This window comes from Snuella lapsa (genome assembly GCF_039539345.1).
In the GTDB taxonomy this organism is placed as follows: Bacteria; Bacteroidota; Bacteroidia; order Flavobacteriales; family Flavobacteriaceae; genus Snuella; species Snuella lapsa.
The window spans coordinates 1-25,015 of the sequence record NZ_BAABCY010000061.1; the positions used below are offsets into that span (position 1 = coordinate 1).

20 protein-coding genes and 2 tRNA genes are annotated in these 25,015 nt (G+C 37.0%); 12 read left to right on the top strand and 10 right to left on the bottom strand.

The features are described 5' to 3' along the window. Positions 1-134 precede the first annotated feature (134 nt). A complete protein-coding gene (locus ABD792_RS11015) occupies positions 135-839 on the top strand; it encodes a DUF6503 family protein (RefSeq protein ID WP_345006069.1) in 705 nt (234 codons plus the stop codon). Positions 840-846: 7 nt separating this feature from the next. Here the strand turns inward: ABD792_RS11015 and ABD792_RS11020 are convergent, their stop codons facing one another. Together ABD792_RS11020 and ABD792_RS11025 are read right to left on the bottom strand one after the other, a co-directional pair. Further along, positions 847-1,914, bottom strand: coding sequence for a DUF3810 domain-containing protein (locus ABD792_RS11020; RefSeq protein ID WP_345006070.1), 1,068 nt, complete (start codon positions 1,912-1,914; stop codon positions 847-849). A 52-nt stretch (positions 1,915-1,966) separates the two neighbouring features. Next, positions 1,967-2,656 (bottom strand): hypothetical protein, encoded by a 690-nt coding sequence (locus ABD792_RS11025; protein WP_345006071.1) that lies wholly within the window; start codon positions 2,654-2,656, stop codon positions 1,967-1,969. A gap of 221 nt (positions 2,657-2,877) precedes the next feature. Between ABD792_RS11025 and ABD792_RS11030 the strand changes: the two genes are divergently transcribed. Beyond that, positions 2,878-4,338: an aminoacyl-histidine dipeptidase gene (locus ABD792_RS11030; RefSeq protein ID WP_345006073.1), complete on the top strand. Its 1,461-nt coding sequence runs from the start codon at positions 2,878-2,880 to the stop codon at positions 4,336-4,338. Positions 4,339-4,527: 189 nt separating this feature from the next. Here ABD792_RS11030 and yidD read toward each other — a convergent pair whose 3' ends face one another. The 5 genes from yidD to ABD792_RS11055 all read right to left on the bottom strand — a co-directional run bounded on the left by yidD (position 4,528) and on the right by ABD792_RS11055 (position 9,924). Continuing rightward, entirely contained in the window at positions 4,528-4,749 is a 222-nt protein-coding gene (gene yidD / locus ABD792_RS11035) for a membrane protein insertion efficiency factor YidD (RefSeq protein ID WP_345006074.1), read from the bottom strand. A 64-nt stretch (positions 4,750-4,813) separates the two neighbouring features. Continuing rightward, positions 4,814-6,295 (bottom strand): cysteine--tRNA ligase, encoded by a 1,482-nt coding sequence (gene cysS / locus ABD792_RS11040; RefSeq protein WP_345006076.1) that lies wholly within the window; start codon positions 6,293-6,295, stop codon positions 4,814-4,816. Between the two features lie 97 nt (positions 6,296-6,392). Further along, on the bottom strand, positions 6,393-7,070 hold the full coding sequence (folE, locus tag ABD792_RS11045; protein WP_345006077.1) for a GTP cyclohydrolase I FolE: 678 nt from the start codon (positions 7,068-7,070) through the stop codon (positions 6,393-6,395). 182 nt (positions 7,071-7,252) lie between these two features. Continuing rightward, complete coding sequence (locus ABD792_RS11050; protein ID WP_345006078.1) at positions 7,253-8,776, bottom strand: OmpP1/FadL family transporter; 1,524 nt, start codon at positions 8,774-8,776, stop codon at positions 7,253-7,255. 83 nt (positions 8,777-8,859) lie between these two features. Next, on the bottom strand, positions 8,860-9,924 hold the full coding sequence (locus ABD792_RS11055; RefSeq protein WP_345006080.1) for a hypothetical protein: 1,065 nt from the start codon (positions 9,922-9,924) through the stop codon (positions 8,860-8,862). Positions 9,925-10,024: 100 nt separating this feature from the next. Here ABD792_RS11055 and proS point away from each other — a divergent pair, with 100 nt between their 5' ends. From proS to rpsT (ABD792_RS11080), 5 genes are all read left to right on the top strand, one after another. Beyond that, positions 10,025-11,503: a proline--tRNA ligase gene (gene proS, locus ABD792_RS11060; RefSeq protein WP_345006081.1), complete on the top strand. Its 1,479-nt coding sequence runs from the start codon at positions 10,025-10,027 to the stop codon at positions 11,501-11,503. A gap of 148 nt (positions 11,504-11,651) precedes the next feature. Beyond that, positions 11,652-11,723, top strand: a tRNA-Glu gene (locus ABD792_RS11065). A gap of 28 nt (positions 11,724-11,751) precedes the next feature. After that, the gene (gene rpsT / locus ABD792_RS11070; protein WP_345006082.1) at positions 11,752-12,003 is read left to right on the top strand and encodes a 30S ribosomal protein S20; all 252 of its coding nucleotides are present in this window, start codon (positions 11,752-11,754) and stop codon (positions 12,001-12,003) included. A gap of 195 nt (positions 12,004-12,198) precedes the next feature. Beyond that, positions 12,199-12,270 (top strand) — tRNA-Glu (locus tag ABD792_RS11075). A gap of 28 nt (positions 12,271-12,298) precedes the next feature. Then, on the top strand, positions 12,299-12,550 hold the full coding sequence (gene rpsT / locus ABD792_RS11080) for a 30S ribosomal protein S20 (RefSeq protein WP_345006082.1): 252 nt from the start codon (positions 12,299-12,301) through the stop codon (positions 12,548-12,550). A gap of 79 nt (positions 12,551-12,629) precedes the next feature. On the opposite strand, the gene ABD792_RS11085 is transcribed toward rpsT (ABD792_RS11080), so the two are convergent. The 3 genes from ABD792_RS11085 to ABD792_RS11095 all read right to left on the bottom strand — a co-directional run bounded on the left by ABD792_RS11085 (position 12,630) and on the right by ABD792_RS11095 (position 15,751). Further along, complete coding sequence (locus ABD792_RS11085) at positions 12,630-13,400, bottom strand: hydroxypyruvate isomerase family protein (protein WP_345006083.1); 771 nt, start codon at positions 13,398-13,400, stop codon at positions 12,630-12,632. A gap of 396 nt (positions 13,401-13,796) precedes the next feature. Further along, entirely contained in the window at positions 13,797-14,726 is a 930-nt protein-coding gene (locus ABD792_RS11090; protein ID WP_345006084.1) for a ThuA domain-containing protein, read from the bottom strand. Continuing rightward, a complete protein-coding gene (locus ABD792_RS11095) occupies positions 14,723-15,751 on the bottom strand; it encodes a LacI family DNA-binding transcriptional regulator (protein ID WP_345006086.1) in 1,029 nt (342 codons plus the stop codon). The genes ABD792_RS11090 and ABD792_RS11095 overlap by 4 nt, the downstream gene beginning before the upstream one ends. Positions 15,752-15,991: 240 nt before the next feature. Between ABD792_RS11095 and ABD792_RS11100 the strand changes: the two genes are divergently transcribed. The 5 genes from ABD792_RS11100 to ABD792_RS11120 all read left to right on the top strand — a co-directional run bounded on the left by ABD792_RS11100 (position 15,992) and on the right by ABD792_RS11120 (position 24,956). Beyond that, positions 15,992-17,200, top strand: a complete 1,209-nt coding sequence (locus ABD792_RS11100; RefSeq protein WP_345006088.1) for a DUF6807 domain-containing protein — start codon at positions 15,992-15,994, stop codon at positions 17,198-17,200. A 19-nt stretch (positions 17,201-17,219) separates the two neighbouring features. Next, a complete protein-coding gene (locus tag ABD792_RS11105) occupies positions 17,220-18,596 on the top strand; it encodes a Gfo/Idh/MocA family protein (protein WP_345006089.1) in 1,377 nt (458 codons plus the stop codon). A 217-nt stretch (positions 18,597-18,813) separates the two neighbouring features. Then, positions 18,814-20,193: a putative oxidoreductase C-terminal domain-containing protein gene (locus ABD792_RS11110; protein WP_345006093.1), complete on the top strand. Its 1,380-nt coding sequence runs from the start codon at positions 18,814-18,816 to the stop codon at positions 20,191-20,193. Positions 20,194-20,439: 246 nt separating this feature from the next. After that, positions 20,440-22,689 carry a PVC-type heme-binding CxxCH protein gene (locus tag ABD792_RS11115; protein WP_345006095.1) on the top strand — a complete coding sequence of 750 codons (2,250 nt, stop codon included), beginning with the start codon at positions 20,440-20,442 and terminating at the stop codon, positions 22,687-22,689. A gap of 26 nt (positions 22,690-22,715) precedes the next feature. After that, positions 22,716-24,956, top strand: a complete 2,241-nt coding sequence (locus ABD792_RS11120) for a DUF7133 domain-containing protein (protein ID WP_345006097.1) — start codon at positions 22,716-22,718, stop codon at positions 24,954-24,956. Positions 24,957-25,015: the final 59 nt, after the last annotated feature.

Below are 25,015 nucleotides of genomic sequence, written 5' to 3' on the forward strand. Positions count from 1 at the left end.
TATTCATAGAGACACTGTTTTTTCAAAAATAACCCTATTTTTTGAATTATGATGTATTACGGATATTCAATTATTTTTATTTTTTGATCGTCATTAGTTCCTTTTTAGCATGTAGACAATCAGGAGAGGCAAATGTGAAAAAAGAGATTGAACTTAATCAATTTCCTAAAGCTATAACCAAAGTGTTTAAGGCTCATGGCGGGCTGGCATTGTGGCATAAAATGCATTCTTTGGAGTTTAAAATTCAAAAACAAAAGGGTTACGAAGTGACTTTAACCGATTTAAGAAGGAGAAAGTCATTTATCGATTTACCTCACCATAGTATTGGTTATGATGGAACCAAAGTATGGTTGTTAAATAAGGATACGATAGATTATAAAGGGAATCCTAAGTTTTACCATAACTTGATGTTCTATTTTTTTGCCATGCCTTTTGTATTGGCCGACGATGGCATTATGTACTCGGAAGCTAAGCCTTTAGTGTATGAAGGGAAGGAGTATCCTGGAGTCAAAATAACATACAACAGTGGAGTAGGAGAATCGCCAGACGATGAATACATTTTGTATTACGATCCGAATTCTTACCAAATGGTTTGGTTGGCATATACGGTTACCTATTTCTCAAAAGAGAAAAGTAAAACCTATCATTTTATTAAATACGATACTTGGCAAAGTGTGGAAGGTCTAAAGGTTCCAAAAACGCTAATATGGTTTAATTATGAAAAAAATCTGCCAACTACAGAACGAAATCGTGTGGAATTTAAGGAGGTGAAGTTTTTGGAAGCACCTCCAGAAGCAGCTGTTTTTGAAAAGCCCGATGGTGCTACCTTTGTAGATTAGGTCTAAACTATAGCGTGTTTGAATTAAAATAATTAACAAACAGCGCAACTACATAGCTGTAACTTTCCATGCCTTTATTTTGCTTGTTGGCTTTTAAATAATTGCTGTAAAAGAGTTTAAATAAGGGTTCGGTAGGGTTTTCATGGGCTTCCCAGAATTCGCGTACTTCCTTGTAGTTATTTAAGATACCTTTATTAACAGTTTCTACCAGAGTTTCGTATAGCATTTCATCACGAGAGTAGATCTCATTCAAACAATAGCGTAACGCGAAAGTGTATCCTGCGTAATTAAAATATTTATCATCATGGCTAATGGCAGCCAGACAACCTATAAAGTTCGCTTCGTTTTCAGCAGCAAACCCTAATTGGTGGGCAATTTCGTGCGATGTTGTCGTGGGAAGTATACTGGCAGGAATTAAAGCGTCGACTTGTGCCTCGTTGGTTAGTGGGTTTAGGTAACCACTAAAGCCCATGTACGTTAAGGGGTAACTGAATAAGGACTTTTTTACGCTCGTAGGGTGGTATTCTAAATGCGGAAAGTGTTGTTTTAAATTGTTGTAACCCCTTGGGGCTAAGGCTATAATTTTACCTTTAGTGTAAGGGATATTTATTTTTAGGGTGTCATTTTTTTCTATTTCAAGATGGGCAGCATTAGCTTTGGTTATGAGTTTTTTGGTTACGGTTTCTAGCTGTTCGGTTGTGTATTGTGCATTTAAGTTCAAGCTTTTATAAAGTGGTAAACGGTAATAATTTAGTCCCCAAAGTATATGAAAAGCAAAGTAAATAATAGAAAAAGTAGCTGCAATATCATTAAACCAAGCTTTCGTGTCTTTTCTTAAGCGTTTTCTGTTTTTGTAAAACCAACGTATGATGTAAATTAGTGATATACCATATATCAAGTCACCAAAAGAGAATGGTAGCCAGCCAAGTGTGATTCTAGATATTTTTGCTATATATGGATATATTCCATTACTGTAATAAGATTCAATATGTTCAGGATAATGAGCGAGCCATTTCACTGTGAAATATTGGGGAATTAAGGTTAAGGCTATTAAGGCCTTTTTGTTTTTTAGCATGCTCAAAAATAAACAAATGTTTATTAATCATAGAGCCTTATTTTGAGCTTGGTTAATATTTTAAAATGGGATAACCATTTTGACAGACTATGGATTTGGGAACTTGGGGCACATCGCAGGAGGAAACGACAGACCATTTAATATTGTACTGTTTTTCTGCTAGGTTATAGGCTTCAATTTTTTGAAGAAAGAGTGATGTGTCGATCTTATTGGAATAAGCAATATACCCTTGTGACCCACCACAAGCTTTAGAGCCATAGGGCGTATAGTTCCAATCTGTCGGATCAGTACAGGAAACACTAATGGATAGGCTGCTAATTTCGTCGAATAAAAGCATTAATTCCCGATGGTCTTTTTCTTGTTCGGATAGTTCTCGTTTTACAATTAACTGGTCGTTGTCAATCGAAATGATTCTTAGGTTGTAATTTCCTGGGAAATTCAGATTGGTTATTAAAATAAGGGATTCTTGGGTTTCCCATTTGCCCTTTTCATCATAAAATGATAAAGGAGGTGTGCCACACCATCCAGACGTTCTCTGTGTAAAAACAGCTTTTTTTTGAAATGATATACCTGGTGCATTGTCCTGTAAGTTAGAGGCTCTCTGGTAAATGGTTGTTTCATTTTCATATTTTGGGTTAACCCAATTGCCAATAAGTAAGTTTTCTTGATCTATGTCTATGTCTGGATTGCTTTGACAGGAAAAAAGGAATAGCACTACGGTTAACGGATATAATATTTTCATCTTTATCGTTTCACATTAGATGTCATTGTTGCTAAAAGGTTGCGTTGCAGGTGTGCTTTTAATTTTAATCGAAAAGAGTTGCTTTATTTTGGCTCTGCCAAGAATATCTATCCTATAGGAATTGGCAAAATTTGTTTCAAGAAATCTTTTATTTAATTACAGCATAATGGTTTCTAAAGAGTTGTAATAATTACCTTTGCAAAACATTATATATAGAATTTATGAGTACAGAAATAAAACAGCTTCAACCGCAAGAGCTTTGGGCTAAATTTGCAGATTTAAATGCCGTGCCACGGGCCTCAAAAAAAGAAGAGCGTGTTATTGCTTTTATGAAAGATTTCGGAAAGCGTTTGGGTTTGGAAACCATTGAAGATGCTGTTGGGAATGTTATTATAAGGAAACCTGCTACTAAAGGAATGGAGAATAGAACAACCGTAGTTATGCAATCGCATTTGGATATGGTGCATCAAAAAAACAACGATACGGTTTTTGATTTTGATACACAAGGTATAGAAATGTATGTGGATGGTGATTGGGTTCGGGCTAGAGGTACAACTTTGGGAGCCGATAACGGATTGGGCGTTGCTACCATTATGGCTATTTTGGAAAGTACGGATATAGCGCATCCTGCAATTGAGGCCTTGTTTACTATTGATGAAGAAACGGGTATGACTGGTGCAATGGGATTAGAAGGGGGCATACTAAAAGGTGGTATTCTATTAAATCTGGATACAGAGGAAGATGATGAGATTGGCGTGGGATGTGCAGGAGGGATCGACGTCACAGCTACAAGGGAGTATGCTGAAGAAGAAACACCTGAGTTTAAAATAGGATATACTATAAAGGTAAAAGGTTTGCAGGGCGGCCATTCTGGAATGCAAATCCATGAAGGTTTAGGGAATGCAAACAAGATCATGAATCGTTTGCTGTTTGATGGGTTTGAAAAATTTGGTTTACGAATTTCGGAAATCGATGGTGGTGGTTTACGTAATGCCATTCCGCGTGAAAGTAAAGCAATTGTAGCTATTGATAGTGTTCGTGAAGAAGCTTTTGTTTTGGAAATGCAATCTCAATTTGAAACAATAAGGCTAGAGTTAAAAACCATGGAGCCAGAATTGGATATTTCTGTATCACCATGCAATACGCCTGAGAAAATTATGGATCTTGGGGTGCAGGAAGGTTTTACCAGAGCACTTTATGCCGCTTGTGATGGTGTGTATAGAATGAGTGCCGATATTCCTGGACTGGTTGAAACATCTAATAATATTGCTAGGGTAACGGTTAAAAACGGTAGTATTAGTATCGCTTGTTTGACACGATCGTCTGTAGAGAGTTCTAAAATGGATCTGGCCAATACTTTAAGGGCTACGTTTGAGTTAACAGGTTGTGAAGTTGAATTTTCGGGAGATTACCCAGGCTGGACACCTAACATGGAGTCGCCTATTTTAAAAGTTTTGACTAGTTTGTATAAAGAAATAAATGGAGAAGAGGCACATGTGGCTGCTTGCCATGCAGGGTTGGAATGTGGTATTTTGGGGCAAAATTATCCAAATATGGATATGATTAGTTTTGGCCCTAATATAAAAGGAGCACATTCACCTGATGAACGAGCACAAATTTCATCCGTTCAAAAATATTGGAAATTTGTATTGGAGATTTTAAAGCACATTCCTGAAAATTAAACGTATATTGTATTTTGTCGGATAAATTTGCTTTTAATCGATAATTTACTATATTTGTTAATGCATTACTATGCTAAAAAGCATTTTTTGAGTGAAACATAAAGTAAGCACCCCGAACTGCCTCTAAAAAGAAACATTCAAAGTAATGCTTTTTTTATTGCCCGAAATAGATTACTACTTAAGGTCAAATTAAGGAACAGGGTCATAACCACTGCCTCCCCAAGGGTGGCAACTAAAAATCCGTTTCAAAGCCAATCGACCTCCTTTTAATAGTCCGTGTTTTTCAAGTGCTTCTTTGGAGTAGTGCGAGCATGTAGGCTGGTATCTGCAAGTTGCAGGGGTTAACGGCGATATAAAGAGTTGGTAGACCCTTATTAAAAACAGGAATGGTGCAATAAGCAGTTGCTTCATTTGTTTTTGTTAATTGTTTAGTTGTTAAGTCGATATTTGTTCAACAACTTACAATATGGCTTAACTAATTAATTGAAAACGTCGTACCGTCCTTACCATCTTTTAATTGAATACCGACAGCAGCCAGTTCGTCACGAATTTTATCGGACAAAGCAAAGTCTTTATTAGCCCTAGCCTCTTGTCTTAATTTTATTAAAACAGAAACAGCTCCAGATAATTTATCTGTTCCAGCATCTTTCTTGGTAACGTTTTCCAGACCTAATATATCGAAAGTGAACGTATTAATGGTATCTTTTAAAGTTGTTAGGTCTTCTGGTGTTAATGTTTCAGAGCTTTCATGAACTTGGTTAATGTACTTAACAGCTTCAAACAAATGGGCTATTAAGATAGGCGAATTAAAATCGTCGTTCATGGCATCGTAACATTTTTGTTTCCATGCACTGATATCGATACTTGATTTTTCAGAAGGCTTTAAACTACTTAATAAATTAATAGCATCCATCAATCTATAAAAGCCTTTTTCACTAGCTAAAAGCCCATCATCAGTTAAATCTAAAATACTTCTGTAAGATGATTGTGCTATGAAAAAACGAACGACGCTAGGAGCGTATGCCTTACTGAAGAATTTATTGTTTCCTGATAATAATTCATCAGGATTTACAGTGTTTCCAGTTGTTTTAGACATGCGCTGTCCGTTAAGCTCTAGCATATTAGCGTGCATCCAATAATTAACAGGGGATTGGCCTTTAGCGGCTTCGTTTTGGGCAATCTCACACTCATGATGCGGAAATTTTAAATCCATACCACCACCGTGAATATCAAATTGTTCTCCTAAGTATTTGGTGCTCATAGCCGTACATTCTAAATGCCAACCTGGGAAACCGTCGCTCCAGGGAGAAGGCCACCGCATTATATGTTGAGGTTCTGCACGTTTCCAAAGAGCAAAATCTTGGGGGTTTTTTTTGTCGCTCTGTCCGTCAAGGACTCTGGTATTATGGATTAAATCATCTAACTTACGCTTGCTTAACTTACCGTACTCGTTTGTTTCGTTAAACTTATGAACATCAAAATATACCGAACCGTTAACTTCATAAGCAAATCCATTGTCTATAATGTTTTTTATAAGCTCAATTTGTTCAATGATATGACCTGTTGCTGTAGGTTCTATACTGGGAGGCAAAAAGTTAAAGGTGTTTAATATATTATGAAAATCAACCGTGTAGCGCTGTACTACTTCCATAGGTTCAATCTGCTCTAATCGCGCTTTTTTGGTTATTTTATCCTCTCCGGCATCAGCATCATTTTCTAAATGACCAGCATCCGTAATATTTCTAACATAACGCACTTTATACTCTAAATGCTTTAGATAGCGAAATATCATATCGAAAGACATAAAGGTTCTAACATTTCCTAAATGCACATTGCTGTAAACCGTTGGGCCACAAACATACATGCCTATATGGCCTTCGTTAATAGGGGTGAATATTTCTTTTTTGCCTGAAAGCGAATTGTATATTTTTATCTGTTGTTCTTGGTATAACTGCATTTGTGTTAAGTGGTTTGTTTGGCAATCAAATTGTAAAGTCGCTTAGCTGATTTTAGATATGATCTTTATTACAGCAGCTTACGACGAAACAACAAACTTAAAACTTAGTATCCAATTTTATATAGTCTAAAAATTCCCGACGCGTTGCTTTATCTTTAAATCTACCACCAAATTCGGAGGTAACCGTGCTACTTTCAATGTCTCTAATGCCTCTGGAGTTTACACATAGGTGTTTAGCATCAATAACACAGGCAACATCTTTGGTATTTAGAACCTCTTGAAGCTCTCTAACAATTTGAATCGTTAAGCGTTCTTGCACTTGCGGACGTTTAGCAAAGTAGTCTACAATACGGTTCATTTTAGATAAACCAACAACAGTACCATTGGAGATATAAGCAATATGAGCTTTTCCGACTATTGGCAATAAATGATGTTCACAGGTGGAGTATACCGTAATGTTTTTTTCAACCAACATTTCGCCATACTTATATTTATTTTCGAAAGTAGAAGCGCTTGGTTTTTTTTCGGGATCCAAGCCCCCAAAGATCTCTTTAACAAACATTTTGGCCACACGGTTAGGTGTGCCTTTTAAACTATCATCTGTTAGATCAAGTCCTAATGTTTCCATAATGTGGCGAACATCGTCTTTGATAATATCAATTTTTTCCTCTTTAGAAAGCTTAAAGGCATCGTGGCGCAACGGGGTGCTTTCTGATGTGCCAATATGGTTGTTTCCTATAGATTCAAACTCCTCAAAGTTGTTGTCAATTTTCATCTGTCAAAAAAAATCATGATTTTAAGTTTGCAAAGATAAGTAATTCCGTTTTGTTATGTTTTGAATTAACAAACAATTAATTTTAAGGGTTTGTCTGTTTTTCAACGGATTAATTACAATAAAAAATAAGAAGCCCGAACTTTTTAGGTTCGAGCTGCATATATTATATGTTCTGCTTTGTCCTAAATATTAAAACTTAGTGATAATGTTACGTTAGAATCTGTTCTGTCTACGTTAGCTGTATCGACTAGCCCCATATTATAAAGAGGTGTAGCGAATGAACGGTTTGCTTGATCGAAAGTAAGATCTAGTTTGGTGTTTCCAAAGTTAAAGCCAAGTCCAAGCGAATACCCTGTTAAATCACCAACAGTTGTACCATTCTTGTATGGGCTTTCTTCAAAGCGGTATCCGCCTCTAAAGCTAAATTGTTTGTATTTGTATTCACCTCCCAATCTATAGGTTGCCGCATCGGTTAAGGCATTGCTAATGTTGTTGTTTTCGAAAGCAAAATCAGGGTCAGATGTTGGTTTAAGCTTGGTAGTGCTGTAATCTTTTCTGGAGTAGTCGAAACTCAGGAGACCCTGTGTGCCAAACACGTAGGCTAAACTTCCCGAAAGTTTACCGGGAGTTTGTAATTTGTATTGGGGATATACGTTTACTATTAAAGGGTTGATTTCAATAAATCCATTAATACCATCTGTAGCTATAAATTGTGAAGCTTCCTCTTCAATGGTGTACCATGTAGGTGAATCGTAAGTTAAACCTACTCTAAATTCTTGGCTTAATTTTAAGATACCCCCCAATTGAAAGGAAAAACCGCTACCTGTGGTTGATAAATTGTTTTCAAACTCTATATATTCCACATCGGATGTATTTGAGTTTTCTTCAATTAAAAAAGTAGAACGGTCGTAGTTGATAAAATGAGAATTTAAATTCAGCCCTAAGTAAAGGTTGTCTTCGTATTGGGCAGCCATATTAAAGGAAATCTTACCGTTGTATCCAGTAGCTGCATAACTGTAGTCATGAAAGAAATTACCGTTATTTAAATTAATGGTATATTCTGTATTGGCATCATTGTTAATATCTACAGGTTCTAAAATAAAAGATTCATAACCTAAAAAAGCTTGTTGATGGCTATAGCCATATGCACTACCTATTTCTTGATAGGCTTGTGAATAGGTTTCTCCATCGAGTCTTTCTATTTCATCAAGTCTAAGGCCATAGGCATAATCGAAAAAATAACTTGAAATAGAGTTGTCGAAATTACCACTATTGGTATTGGTTCCAATTGCCCTCCAATTATCATCAAAATTAGCTGTTTTTTCATAAGCAACAGCTAAACTGAATTTACGCCATGGAGAGTTTGCGTTTCTGTTCGCAAAAACAAAGGCGGCACCTCCTTGGTTAAGGTCAAAGGTCGATTCGTTGGCACTTGTCATTCTACCAAAATAGTCGGTATCATTTTTAGTATCTATATTCGATAAGGAAAACGATGCATGGCTTTTATTAAAAACAGCAGAACTGGCAGGATTTAAGCTTACAGCACTCATGTCTCCACCCAGAGCGCCAAAAGCACCGCTTAAGGCTCTAAAACGAGCTGTTCCTTGTATATTGTCTTGCGAATAACGTAAGGCATCTGTTATATCTTGTGCGTAGATTGAGGACATAGAAAGTATGCCTATGAATAGTAAATTTAACTTTTTCATGTGTTTCAATTTTATTTTTAGGGTAAGATAGGGGGCAAGTCTGTTATTGAGTTTATTAAAAAATCAAACCTGCCCATATATGTTTAACGACGTCTTCCACTTGAGGCACTAGAACTTCTGGAGCTTCCGGACGATGATCTGGAAACCGAACCAGAACTTGACCTACTGCTGCTTCTGCTAGGTGTATAGCTTGAGTTTGAACTTCGAGACGTACTTCTTGAATAGGAACCAGAACTATTACTGCTTCTTGAACTAGAACTCGGTCTGTAGGTTGTGCTTCCCGAACTTCTTCTTACAGATGAAGACGATGATCTTGCTGTAGAGTTTGAAGTTGGAGCAGAAGCCGTACTAGATCTTCTTTGTGTATATGTTTTTGTATTTGGATTGTAGTACCTACTAGTGCTACTTCGTCTGCTTGTAGTGTATCTTGAAGTAGCGGCGTTGCTTGTAGAACTAGTACTGCGTCTTAAACTAGTAGAGGAAGTTGTACCCACCCTACTATAGCTGCCTCTTCTACTGGTATTGTAAGCAACATTTCTTCCGCTGTAATATCTGTTTCCGTAATACCAATTGTTATGATAAGGGTATCTGTAGTTCCAATAGTTTCTATAAGGATACCCGTAATAACTATATCGATATCTGTAAGGGCTGTAATAACACCACCCATAATATCCGCCGTACCAATAAGGATCGTAGTATCCCCAATTGTTCCAGCCCCAATTGTTCCAGTATGGGCCTCCCCATAAATAGGAATTATAACCAAAACCAGAATGGTAATTTATTGTTATTTGATTGCTGTCTTGACCCCAGCCTGCATACCCCTGATAGCTATTGTCATCAATTGAGCCGTCTTCGTTGTAATTGCTGCTTTCGTATGAATCTATATCTGTGAAAATAGCCTCGTCGGCAAGCATGTTGTCGTATTCAAGAGCTTTATTTCTGAAATAGTTTTTGTAATAATCACTATTAGATTTGTTTGGGATTTCAACAACAGCATCTTCGTATAGCATGTTATTTTCCTGAGTACTATAAATACCATCGCTGTCGGCACCTACATATTGATAAGAACCGCAAGACGATAAACTAATTAGCAATCCAAGAATAGCTAAATAAGATATTCTCCTTTTTATGTAGTTAGTAAATTGCATATCTCTAGAATTTTATTGTTGAACATAACAAAAATAGTTAGTTTTGCCGAACTATTTTTATATTTAACATAATCACAATATTTGTGCCAAAATAAAGTGTATGAGTAAAAAACTTACAAGCAGAGCAGCCGATTATTCAAAATGGTATAATGAACTTGTTGTAAAGGCAGACTTAGCAGAGACTTCAGCTGTTAGGGGCTGTATGGTCATTAAACCCTATGGCTATGCTATATGGGAGAAGATGCAAGCCGAATTGGATAAAATGTTTAAAGAAACAGGGCACCAAAACGCATATTTTCCTTTATTCGTACCTAAAAGCTTGTTTGAAGCAGAAGAAAAAAATGCCGAAGGATTTGCAAAAGAATGTGCGGTAGTAACCCATTACAGGTTGCAAAACGATCCTGATAAACAGGGAAAATTGCGAGTAGATCCAGAAGCACGATTGGAAGAGGAACTTGTAGTGAGGCCTACTTCTGAAGCCATTATATGGAATACTTACAGAAACTGGATTCAATCATACAGAGATTTGCCATTATTAATAAATCAGTGGGCTAATGTGGTGCGCTGGGAAATGCGTACACGCTTGTTTTTGCGTACGGCCGAATTTTTATGGCAAGAAGGGCATACTGCACATGAAACAAAAGCAGAGGCTATAGCCGAAGCTAAATTAATGAACAATGTATATGCAACTTTTGTTGAGAACTTTATGGCCATACCTGTCATTCAAGGACTAAAGACAGAAAGTGAACGTTTTGCAGGAGCAGAGGATACCTATTGTATAGAGGCTTTAATGCAGGATGGTAAAGCTTTGCAGGCAGGAACCTCACATTTTTTAGGGCAAAATTTTGCTAAGGCCTTTGATGTTAAGTTTGCCAACAAAGAAGGAAAACAGGATTATGTTTGGGCAACGTCTTGGGGAGTTTCCACACGATTAATGGGTGCCTTAATCATGACACATAGTGATGATAACGGATTGGTTTTGCCTCCTAGTTTAGCGCCTAATCAGGTGGTTATTGTGCCTATATATAAAAGTGAAGAAGATTTAAAGGCCGTTACGGAAGTAGCTAATAGTATTCTAAGCGATTTGAGGGCTAAAGGTATTTCGGTGAAGTACGACGACCGCACTACGCAAAGACCTGGGGCAAAGTTTGCTCAGCATGAACTGCAAGGTGTACCATTACGAATAGCCATTGGGCCTAAAGATTTGGAGAATAGAACGGTAGAGTTGGCAAGAAGAGATACTTTGACTAAAGAAACGGTTGCCTTAGATAATTTAACGACAATTATTGAAGATTTGCTGAAAGAAATTCAAAAAACCCTGTTTAGTAAAGCCAAAGCGTTTAGAGATTCGCATATTACCGAAGTTGACACATTTGAAGAATTCAAAGGTGTTTTAGAAAACAAAACCGGGTTTGTTTCAGCGCATTGGGATGGTACAGCAGAGACAGAAGATAAAATAAAAGAACTCACTAAGGCGACTATTAGATGTATTCCTTTAGATGCTAAGGAAGAAGAAGGGACTTGTGTACTTACTGGAAAGCCTTCTAAAGGAAGAGTTTTGTTTGCAAAAGCATATTAAGGAAAGTTTTTTTGAAAAAAAATCATTAAGCTATTGCAGCATTTAAAAATAGTTGTATTTTTGCAACCGCAATCGAGATATTGCGAGTTATTTGAAGTATTGCAAGGTTGAATTGTTAAATTTATATTTGCGCACTCAAAAAAATAATGGCCCGTTCGTCTATCGGCTAGGACGCCAGGTTTTCATCCTGGTAAGAGGGGTTCGATTCCCCTACGGGCTACAATTTTAATAATATAGAAAAGTAACAAATGGCAAATCATAAGTCAGCGTTAAAAAGAATTAGAAGTAACGAATCTAAGCGTTTGTTGAACAAGTATCAGCATAAAACAACGCGTAATGCAATAAAGAAATTACGTGAGCTAACGGATAAGAAAGAAGCAGAAACGCTATTCCCATCTGTTGTTTCCATGTTGGATAAATTGGCAAAGAAAAACGTAATTCACGCTAACAAGGCTGCAAACCTTAAATCGGGATTAGCCAAGCACGTTGCTTCTCTGTAAGAAAAGAAAATTGCAAGTTATATAATGACTAAGCCTTTCACTAATGAGAGGCTTTTTTATTTGACTAAATTTTAAGTATACTTTTTAATGTAAAAAGTATTGTAAAAACCAGATGTAATAGTTTGGTGGCTTATTGGTAAAAAAGTGTTGCAAGGTTAATTTTTATAGTTTATATTTGCGCACTCAAAAAATAATGGCCCGTTCGTCTATCGGCTAGGACGCCAGGTTTTCATCCTGGTAAGAGGGGTTCGATTCCCCTACGGGCTACAATTTTAATAATATAGAAAAGTAACAAATGGCAAATCATAAGTCAGCGTTAAAAAGAATTAGAAGTAACGAATCTAAGCGTTTGTTGAACAAGTATCAGCATAAAACAACGCGTAATGCAATAAAGAAATTACGTGAGCTAACGGATAAGAAAGAAGCAGAAACGCTATTTCCATCCGTTGTTTCCATGTTGGATAAATTGGCAAAGAAAAACGTAATTCACGCTAACAAGGCTGCAAACCTTAAATCGGGATTAGCCAAGCACGTTGCTTCTCTGTAAGAAAAGAAAATTGCAAGTTATATAATGTAAAAGCCGCTTTTTAGAGCGGCTTTTTTATTTTTGCTAATTGGAAGAATCTTCATTTTTCAAACCAAGAAGCTACTTCTGTCAATGCTTTTTCAGGTGTTTTTTCCAAAGGCCAGTATTCAAGTCCTACGTATCCTGAAAACCCCGTTTCTCTAATGGCTTTAAAGATTTCAGGATAATTTATTTCACCCTTTTGAAGTTCATTTCTTCCTGGGTTTCCTGCAGCATGAAAATGCCCAATTTTATCAATGTTGGAAACTATATTTCTTATTAATTGGCCTTCACTAATTTGTTGGTGGTATATGTCGAAAACGACTTTAATGTTAGGGCTGTCTACAGCATCAATTATCTTAAAGGCTTCATCACTGTTTACTAAAAAATAGCCTTTGTGGTCAATTAGTTCATTTAAAGGTTCAATAACAAGCGTAATGCCTGCTTCTTCTAGAAGAGGGGCGGCAGCTTTTAGACCATCTACCAACGATTTAAACTGAGTTGCTCTTGGTACGTCGGTTAAAAAATCACCAACTTGAGATATTAAAATGCCAGTTTTTAACTTTTTAGCAGCAGCTATCGACTCTTTTAAGCCTTTCAAATATAAAGATCGAAGATTGGCATCGACTAGGCTAACGAATTTTGTGCAACATGCCGAAATTTTTAGGTTATTTTCTAACTGAGCTTTTACCAAAGCATCCAAATCTTTATCCCACCAACCCCAAAATTCTATAGCGTTAATTTCACTTTGTCTAACAGATTTGCAAGCTTCTTCAAAGGACTTGCCTTCAAAAACAGAATCGATGCATACTGACGGTTTAAATCTATTCATTATAAATATATGTTTTTAATATAAATCTAATTAATTGTAATTTGAATTCTAGATAAGAAAAAAAGTGTTTTAATTATTTGTGTTTATCTGTTTGCTCAGAGAATTGAAATAGTAAAAAACACTTAAACGGTTGGGAGTAAAATTACAGAATTCTTAGTAGAAGCTAACCGTTTTTGTTAAGAATTTGTTTAACAATTGTGAGATCGTCTGCTTCTATAAAGTTCTAATATCAAGACATACAAGAGAATGACATTTTACCTGAAAGAATCCCTAAAAGCTCTGCTAAGGGCAGTTTGTTTCAAGAAATTCTTTATAAGGCAACGCCTAAAAGCACAGAAGGTTTAAGCATTATTTTTTAAACTAACCAAAACAAATAAAATGAAGGTTAAAACTGTTTTATTTTTTTACCATTGGACTATCATCGGCTTTAAGGTCCCCCACAACATATTGCATGCCATCCAATAAAAACATAAGAAATTCCGGGTTATCCAGGCTTTGTGCGTTATGAGATGGTGAGCTGTAAAAGACTCTGCCTTTACCGTATCTTTTTATCCAGGAAACATAATTGATGTTGTTTTTTGGGGTTTTTCGCAAACCTTTCAATTTATCCGCTTCAATATATAATAACGGACGGAAATTATAATCAAAATAGGCATTTTTAAAAAAATAAGGTTCATCAACATGAGTCAGTCCTTTTCCTTTAAAAGCTTTCACTAAAGGATGGTTTACATCCACTTCTTTAACATGCATTTCTTGCTGTTTGGGGTGGTAATCAAAACTTCCACCGGTCATTTTGCTAAATTCTAGTGAGTTATTTTGGACAACGATTGCTCCATGTAATAACATTAAACCACCACCTTTTTTTACATATTCCATGAGGTTGTTTTCATAGACAGCAGCTTGCTCTGCAATGCGGGCATCGGTCAGAGAACTATTCATTTTTAAAAGATCTGAAAACAGATCACGCTTTGGTCCTTCGGGGTTCGAATTATTAAGAATAACGGCGTCGTACTTTTTGAGGTTATCTTTACTAAAGTTCTCAACATCGTAACCTATATGGATGTCGAAAATATCGGATTTCTTTCCAAGTATTTTAAGCATTTCTACGTTGTGAGGAATGGTCCAATGTTTAAAACCTGTCGCTTTAGAAAATACCAAAATACGTTTTTTGCTTACATTCTTTACTGAAGGTTCTGAGGGAGCAAGGCGTTCTATTTTTGAAATCCATTCTGGAGAGATCTTAAATTCATCCATACTTTGGGCTGTTGAGGCAGATATAAAGAAAGTGATTAAGAGTGTTGCGATTATTAGTTGTTTTGTTTTCATTTTACGTTATTCTTTAAGGATGATGTTCTAACTATTAATTTATGTTTTAAAAGAATGGATTCGGCCGACTGAATATTTATGTTGCCTTTTAAATGACTTATAATGCTTTGCCCTGCCAAAACACCCAATTCGTAACCGGGATAGTTAACAGTGCTTAAGTTGGGTTGTATTATTTCTGAAACTGGATTATTATTGAAACCTATAATTTTTATGTCTTCTGGAATTCGAACGCCTTCTTTTAAAAGTGTTTGAATACAAGCCACAGCCATAGCATCATTGGCAAAAAATATGCCGTCGAATGACTCCTTGGCATTTTTTATATGATCCATGACGAAATCTATTTTTTGAGGATCCAGATCAGTTTCAAAAAGATTGTAAGGGTTAAATTCAATTTTATGTTTATGTAAGGCATCTTTAAAGCCATTGAAACGATCGCTATATACATTGCGCTTTAAATAACCACTTACATGAAGGATGTTTTTGCATCCTTGTAGAATTAAATGTTCTGTCGCATCAAATCCTGCTTGTTTGTTATCAATCAGGATGGTTGGGCAATTTGGGAGATAATCAACTCTATCAAAAAATAAAAGAGGTATTTTTTGTTCTCTAAATATGTCAAAATGCTCATAGTTAGCAGTTTCGTGTGCTAACGATACCATTAACGCATCTACGCCACTGTCATATAATGTTTTGGCATTAAGTTTTTCTTTTTGCTCTGATTCTAATGACTGACTAATAATGAGATTGTAATTATGTTCATTGGCTATTTTTTCAATGCCAGATAAGGCGGCAGACATAAAAGGCGAGTTTAATTTGGGAACAATAACGCCAATGGTGTTGGATTTTTGTTTGCTTAAGTTAGCAGCAAACTTGTTAATGCGGTATCCAGAGCTTTGTGCATAGGATACAATTCTTTTTTTTGTGCTAAAACTTATTGATGGATGATCGTTTAGGGCTCTACTAATAGTAGCAGGAGAAACATTAAGCACTTTAGCTAAGTCATAAATGGTTATTTTCTTGTCCATTTAAATATCGAAATTTTCAATGCAATACTACGAAATAATCGTGAAACTGTTTTAGGTTTAAGTTTTAAATATTTTATATTTTTTATTCATATATGTGTTTTAATGGTATATGTGTAAATATTTTTCAAATATTATTAGTTTTTAATATAATATTATTACGCAATCGGTTGCGTAATATGTTGCTTTTGATTATGTTTGCTTAGTCCAGAAAACAATAGTTTATTTTTAAATTTAATTAAATTGAAATATGCCGTTTTATTAGCTTTCTCTATAAGCTTACTGTCCTGTGTTAAAAAAGAAAAAATCTATTTTGAAGTTAAAGGAGATGGATTTCTTGTAGAAACTCCAGTTGCATTAGATATATCAAAGTTGGCATCTAATTCATTCAAGTTATATAATGAAGGTAATGAAGTGGCCTGGCAAATAGATGAAGAGTCCAATACACTTTGGTTTATACATTCTCCTGAGCAATCAACATCTTATATACTTGAGGAGAATGATGGAAGTGGCGAACAAGTCGGTGAATTGATTGCTCCCCAGGAGAACGGAAATCTTCAGTTTACATTAAGAAACAAACCAGTTTTACAATACCGATACGATATGCATTACCCTCCTCAGGGGGCAGATTCTGTTTTTAAAAAATCGGGATATATTCATCCTGTTATAACGCCCAAAGGAGATACTTTAACACGTATAAACCCACCAGATCATTATCATCATTATGGCATATGGGGGCCTTGGACACATACGCGAATCGATTCGGTACGCGTGGATTTCTGGAATTTGGGGGATGGTCAAGGCACTGTTCTTTTTAAAGAATTTAAATCTATCGAAAAAGGATCCCTTTACAGCAGATTTAATGCTGTTCAAGAACATATTGATTTAAGAACTAAAAATACACCGCAGGTAGCTGTTAACGAGAACTTAAAGGTGTGTTTATGGGATATAGGAAGGGATGATCGTTATATGTTCGATTATAGCTCTGATTTTAGTTCTCCATTAAAAAAGGGTATCCTTTTTGAAGCATATCGGTATGGCGGAGGGCTCGGCATGCGATTTCACGAACGTTGGCAGAAAGACAATTGTAAAGTGTTGACATCTGAAGGAAAGACGCGCCTGGATGCCGATGGGTCTAATGCCCGTTGGGTTATAGTTAGTGGGGAAGATCGCACAGGAGCAGGTTCAAATGGTATTTTATTCATGAGTTATCCAGATAACAGGATGCATCCGGAACCTATGCGCGTATGGCCTGAAAATGCTAATAACGGTAGAGGAGATATGTTTTTTGAGTTTTGTCCGATCCGTCATAATGAATGGAAAATTGAACCAAATACAACTTACAACCTTACCTATCGAATGGTAGTTTTTGATGGTGAGTTAACAGCAGAAGAAGCGGAAGCTTACTGGCAAGCCTTTGCCAAGCCTTTGCAGGCGCAAATCATTTTATAATTTAAATTATTAACGTATTATGCATAGAAGAAAATTTATTAATCAAACAGCACTGGGAACGGTTGCAATGGTAGGGTTTCCATCCATTGTTCCAGCACATGTATTAGGTAAAAACGCACCTAGTAACAAAATAAATATTGGTCAGATTGGTTGCGGACGTATAGCACGCGATCATGATATACATGACACCATTCGTTTTGACGACGCCCGATTTGTGGCGGTGTGCGACGTGGATTCCAAAAGAGCGGTTGACGCTAAAAATTTAGTTGACGGTTTTTATAAGGAGAAGACAGGGAAGACTAATTATATGGATACCAAGGTGTATGGCGATTACCGGGAGATGTTATTGAACAAGGATATTGATGCTGTTGTTATTAGTACGCCAGATCACTGGCATTCGCAGCCTGCTATGGAAGCTGCTTTGGCTGGTAAGGATATCTATTTACAAAAGCCTACCTCATTAACCGTAAGGGAAGGGCAGCAGTTGCGAGAGGCCGTGAAAAAGAGCGGAGCTATTTTGCAAGTAGGGACCCAACAACGTGCCATGCCTCAGTTCCGCATTGCGGCCGAATTGGTAAGAAATGGACGTATCGGTAAACTCCATACGGTTAAAATCGGACTACCCGGTGACCCCGCAGGACCCGAAGCGCCCGAAATGCCCATTCCTTCCAATCTAAACTTTGATATGTGGTTAGGGTCTACCCCTGAAGTGCCCTATACCGAAATAGGAGTGCATCCGCAGAATGGTTATAGCCGACCAGGCTGGTTGCGTCAAAGAAATTATGGAGCAGGAATGATTACTGGCTGGGGACAACACCATTACGATTCTGCAGCATGGGGAATGAATACAGAGCTTACGGGGCCGGTTTCGGTTGAAGCATTGGCAGAATTCCCTAAATCGGGACTATGGAATGTACATGGTGACTTCTTTGTAAAGCATGAATATGAAAACGGAATTACCGTATATACGAGTGGTGGTTATACCAATGGTATCAAGTACATAGGGGATGACGGCTGGATTTTTGTGTCGCGAGGAGCCTATACAGCTTCGGCTTCCGATCCAGTTGATAAAGAAAAAAGTGCCAAAGCATTAAATGCATCCGATCCGAAAATATTAGAATCGGTTATTGGAGAAAATGAAATTCATCTTGAAAAAATTGACGATCAGCACGGTAATTGGTTAGAGTGCATAAAAACCAGAAAGCAGCCTATTTCACCTATTGAAAAGGGACATAAAGCTTGTGCTATTTGCTTGATAAGCGATATAGCCATGCAGTTTGATAGAAAATTAGAATGGGATCCAGATAAGGAGGTATTCATCAATGATGATGAAGCGAATGCTATGTTACGTCGTGAGCAACGTAAACCATACGGTACAGATTACGTGAAGCTGTAAGTTGGAATAAAATAAAAAAACACCTCCTTTGTTGATAAGGGAGGTGTTTTGATTTACCATAAATGAACAGGGGTTGTGTTAGATCAGAATTCCGGGATTGTGCGGATGGTGTAATGGGAGAACGTCATCGCCAAATGATAAAAATAATTAAATGATAGTGTATTATGCCTGTTTGTGTGCAGTCAGGTCTTAGTGTTGAATAAATAATTATGAAAAGATGAAATACTACGTATGGATAGTGTTGTTATGTTTTAGCATGTCCTGTGCTAACAAAAAGCAAGAAGAAAAAACCTCTAAAGAACCTGTGTCTAAAAAGGTAAGGTTAATGACCTTAGATCCTGGACATTTTCATGCAGCATTGGTTCAAAAGACTATGTACGATCAAGTGGATCCTAATATATATGTTTTTGCTCCAGATGGTCCAGAGGTAAGAGATTTTTTAAGTAAAATAGAATCTTATAATTCAAGAGAAAAGGCACCAACACAATGGAATGTAAAGGTTTCTTTAAGTGATGACTATTTAAGTGAAATGCTAGAAAAAAAGCCCGGTAATGTTATGGTGGTCGCTGGAAAGAACTCTAAAAAAATAGATTACATACTGGCGGCGGTAAAGGCAGGGTTGAATGTATATGCAGATAAACCGTTGGTGATTAATCCGGATGGTTTCAAAAAGCTTAAAGAAGCCTTTAAGATAGCTAAGGAAAATAAGGTGTTGATTTACGATATCATGACCGAAAGATTTGAGTCGACAACCGCCCTCCAAAAATTATTTTCCACATTACCGGACGTGTTTGGAGATTTGGAAGGAGGGACGCCATCAGATCCGGCTATTAGCAAGGAAAGTGTACATCATTTTTTTAAGTATGTTTCCGGAAAACCTTTGGTGCGTCCCGCCTGGTTTTTTGATGTTAATGAGGAAGGCGAAGGTATTGTGGATGTGACCACGCATCTGGTCGATTTGGTACAATGGGAGGCTTTTCCTGATCAGATCATTGATTCCGCTAATATTGAAATGTTGAGCGCTAGACGTTGGCCTACAATCTTAAACCTTGAACAGTTTAAAAAAGTAACCGGATTGGAAACATTTCCAGAGTACCTGAAAAAGGACATTAAGGATGGTAAATTACATGTGTACTGTAATGGCGAAATGATCTATAAGATTAATGGGAAACACGCAAAAGTGTCTGTTATATGGAATTACCAGGCGCCTGAAGGTACCGGTGATACTCATTATAGCATTATGAGAGGAACTAAAAGCAATCTAATTATTAAACAGGGAGAGGAAGAAAAGTTTAAACCTACGTTGTATGTTGAGGCTAAAAAAACGGAAGGATTTGGTGATGCTTTAAACAAAGTGCTGTCAACAGATGTGGAGAGCGAGTTTCCAGGAACCACAGCAGAGAAAATAGGGGACAATATTTGGAAAATAAAAGTGCCCGAAGTTTTTAAAATAGGACATGAGGCACATTTTGCCCAGGTCACAGAAAATTACTTGAAGTATTTGGAGGAAGGTAAACTCCCAGACTGGGAACTTCCCAATATGATCACGAAATACTATACAACTATTGAAGCTTATAAAAAGGCTATACACAACTAAATACAAGACACGTTTTGTGAAAATAAATAGGGGCTTTTCTATGAGGAAAGGTAGTAGGTTTATTATCTTTGGGGACGTTAGATATTAATGTCGGATAAAACCTCTTTTTTGAACAAATACGCTGTTTTAAGAATCTGTAAAAACTCTTATCTATGATACCCTTTAGATAAGGGTTTTGTACATTTTAAGTTGCAGATTTTTATAATGAGGATGAACTTAAATCTTAACTGTTAAAACCAAATTTTGATGAAACTAAGATACAGCATTTTCTTAGTGCTATTAATTATTGTGTTCGGATGCAAACCGTCATTTGACGAACCGCAAATTCCTTTGGATACTTACAAAATTGAAGAGGGCTTCGAATTAAAGGTGATCGCTTCAGAACCGCTATTAGTGGCGCCGGTAGCTATGGATTTTGATTCCGATGGGAGGATTTGGGTAGCCGAAATGACCGGTTTTATGAGCGATATTGATGGAGAGGGAGAAGAAGCACCATCCGGAAGTATAAAAATTTTGGAGGATAGAGATCACGATGGTGTTATGGACCATGCAAAGGTCTTTATAGATAGTTTGGTGTTGCCAAGAGCTTTGGCACTGGTATATGGCGGTATACTGTATGCCGAGCCGCCTAATCTTTGGTTTGCCGAGATTAAAGACGATAAACCGGTGAACCCTGTTTTAGTGGATTCCTTGTATGCGGCCGAGGGGAATCCGGAACATCAGCCTAATGGTTTAATGTTAAATATTGATAATTGGATCTACAATGCGAAATCGCACTACCGATACCAAAGAAAAAACGGAAAATGGCTCAAGGAGCCCACGACATTTAGAGGACAATGGGGCATTTCACATGATAATTTTGGGCGCCTGTATTATAATGATAATTCTAGACAACTGCTAGGCGATCATATGTTGCCTAATCGATTAACACGTAATAAGTATGCAACACCAAAGTATGGGGTTAATCAGCTTTTAACAAAAGATCAAAGAGTATATCCGTTGCATGCGGCCTACGTTAATAGGGGATATGCCAAAGGCGTTTTAGATAAAGATAGTTTATTGGTAAATGTAACGGCTGCCTGTGGGCCTAACATATATCGTGGAGGTGCTTTTCCAAAGGATTACAGTCAAAATGCTTTTGTGTGTGTGCCAGAAGCCAATTTGTTAAAGCGAAATATACTAGAGTTTTATGGCGATAGTATAGCAGCCAGACAAGCATGGGAAGGTAAAGAGTTTTTGGCGTCCACAGACGAGGGCTTTCGTCCCGTTAATTTAAATACTGGGCCAGACGGAAGTCTTTATGTTGTAGATATGCATCGTGGCGTTATAGGGCATCATGCCTATTTGAGTCCCTATTTAAAGAAAAGGATAAAGGAACGCCAGTTGGACACTTTAATTAATGCAGGACGTATATTAAAAGTTAAGCACAAAGGCACCAAGCCTTATGCTGTTCCTAATTTGGGAACAATGACCGGAAAGCAATTGGCGGGGCTATTAAAGCATAAAAATGGTTGGGTTCGTGATCGTGCACAACATTTGCTGGTATTTAAACGCTTAAAAGCTATTGTTCCAGAATTGAAGGTACTTGCGCAAGACAAAAACCATCCTATAGCGCAAATACATGCACTCTACACTTTAAAAGGCCTAGATGCATTAACATTTGACTTATTGGTTGATGTTGCAGAGAAAGGAACACCAGAAGTAACTTCACATTCTTTGATTTTGCTTGAGGATTATGTCTCAGAGGACTATGTGAATAAAGTAAAAATATTGTTTGGGAAATTAAGGAATAAGAATAATAAGTTTATTGATTTATATTTGGGATCAAGCATTGGGGTGTGGGCGGCAGTTTCAAAACAAGCATTTTATCCTGTTGTTTTGGAATTAATGCAAAAATATGAAGGGAATAATATAATGATTGAAGCCATTTTGAGTGGTATGGGTGAGATTTCGGAACAACTGGTGGAAAATGTGGAGCAAGATCAAGATCTGTTGAGAAGTAAATTTTATTCGCAAATTATAAAGGTTACCCAGAATAAAAAAGAAAATAAAGCAAATTGGATATTTTCGCAAACCTCGTTAAGTGAGGACCCGAGAACCAAGGGCGCCAAATTGTTTCGTCAAATTTGTAGCGCATGTCACGGGATGAAAGGAGAGGGAATAGAAGGATTGGCGCCGCCATTAATGAATTCAGAATATGTAGCTAAACCAATTGAACGTTTAGGCCTTATAATCCTTAATGGTTTAGAAGGCCCTGTACATGTAAATGGCACATTATACGAATTAGGACAAGTCATGCCAGGATTGCGAAATAATGAAAGTATAACCGATAGCGATATCTCTAGTATTATATCTTATGTAAGTAACGCATTTAGTGATAAGCCTCAAAGTTTAAGTGCCCAAAAAATTAAAGAACTCCGTAATGTGAAACCAACAAGTGGTAATGAGTTTACAGAGACGGAGTTATTGGAATATGGAAGTGAAAATAGTAATTAATAATTGATAATAAACAGGACGTATTAATGAATTTAAAATATTACATTCTTTTTGTTTTAATTGGAGCACTAAGTTGTAAGCCATCATTTGAAGAACCTCAAATTCCTTTGGATAATTATAAGGTTGAAGATGGTTTTAAATTAGAAATGGTCGCTTCAGAACCCTTATTGATAGCACCTGTCGCAATGGATTTTGATTCCAAAGGGAGAATTTGGGTGGCCGAGATGACCGGATTTATGCGTAACATTGATGGGGAAGGAGAAGATGCGCCAACGGGAAGTATAAAAATACTAGAAGACAAGGATCATGACGGTGTTATGGATCATGCTAAGGTGTTTATTGACAGTATGGTATTGCCAAGAGCTTTGGCATTGGTCTATGGTGGCATTTTGTATGCCGAACCTCCTAACCTTTGGTTTGCTGAAATTAAAGACGATAAGCCGATAAATAAGATTTTGGTGGATTCGCTCTATGCAACCGAAGGCAATCCCGAACATCAACCCAACGGTTTGATGATGAATATTGACAATTGGATCTACAATGCCAAATCCCATTTTAGGTACCAAAGAAAAAACGGGGAATGGTTAAAAGAGCCCACAACATTTCGCGGACAGTGGGGGATAAGCCATGATAACTTCGGACGCTTGTATTATAACAATAATTCAAAACAATTACTAGGAGATCATGTCTTACCGAACCGATTGATAAGGAATAAATTTGTTATACCCAAGAATAGTGTTGACCAAGTTTTAACCAATAACCAACGGGTATATCCCTTGCATGCCGCCCACGTGAACCGAGGTTATGCCAAGGGAGTCTTAGATAAAGATAGTCTGCTTTTAAATGTGACTTCGGCATGCGGGCCGATGGTGTATAGAGGAGGTAAATTTCCAAAAGATTACGATCAGAATGTTTTTGTTTGTGTACCAGAAGCTAATTTGGTAAAGCGAAATATACTTGAATTTTATGGAGATAGTACGGCAGCCAGACAAGCATGGGATGGTAAAGAATTTTTAGCATCCACCGACGAGGGCTTTCGTCCCGTTAATTTATATACGGGGCCGGATGGAAATCTTTATGTAACAGATATGCATCGGGGGGTTATTCAACATCAAGCTTATTTAAGTCCGTATTTAAAAAAGAAAGCGCTTGAGAAACAGCTAGATACGATTGTAAATTCGGGACGAATATTAAAGGTAAGTCGTCAGGAAATGGGGCCATTCAAGATTCCGGATTTGGATGCTTTAACAGGAGCTCAGTTGGTGGAACTGCTTAAACATAAAAACGGTTGGATTCGAGATCGTGCACAACACCATATTATTTATAAGAAAGAAAAAAGTGTTATTCCCCAATTAAGTTTATTAGCTAAAGATGTAAAACATCCAATTGCCCAAACACATGCCCTGTATGCTTTAAAAGGACTAGATGCGTTAACATTTGATTTGTTGAAAGAAGTAGCAACCGAAGGAACGCCCGATGTGACATCGCATAGTTTGGTGTTGTTAGAGGCGTTTGCTTCAAAGGATCACGTTACCGAAGCCAAGATACTCTTTAATGAATTAAAGAAAAGAGATGATAAGGCTGTAGATTTGTATTTGGGATCTGTTATTGGTGTATGGATGTCTGTTTCGGAAGCAGATTTTTCACCATTGCTCTATGAACTCATAGAACAATATAAAAATAACTCAAGAATAGCAGAAGCTATTTTAAGTGGTATAGCAGAACCAATAGAAGTAGTAGCACAGCGGTTTGAAGAAGATGAACCTTTATCGAAAACTTATTTTTACGAGAACTTAAAGAAAGTAGCAGATCTGGAAGCTTCTAATAAGGCAAATTGGATTTTTACTAAAAAGTCGGTAGATGAAGATTCTAGAACTAAGGGGGCCAAATTGTTCCGTCAGATATGCAGCGCATGCCACGGGATGAACGGAGAGGGAATAGAAGGTTTGGCACCGCCATTAATGAATTCAGAATTTGTTACAAAGCCCATCGAACGTCTCGGACTTATTATCTTGCATGGTATGGAAGGGCCAGTGCACATCAATGGAAAATTATATGAACTTGGGACTGTCATGCCTGGTCTTATACATAATCAAAATATTAGTGATGCGGATATTGCGGATATTATATCCTATGTGAATAATGCTTTTTCTGTTAACAATGTAAGTTTAAGTCCGGATAAAGTTAAAATGTTGAGAAATAAAAAGCCTAAAAGCGGTAATGAATATACAGAAAAAGAACTTTTAGAATACACTAATAAAAAATAGGAAGTTGTTAAAAGCTTAGTTATTCCCTTATGAATACAGAGCGGAGTAGCACATAGAAC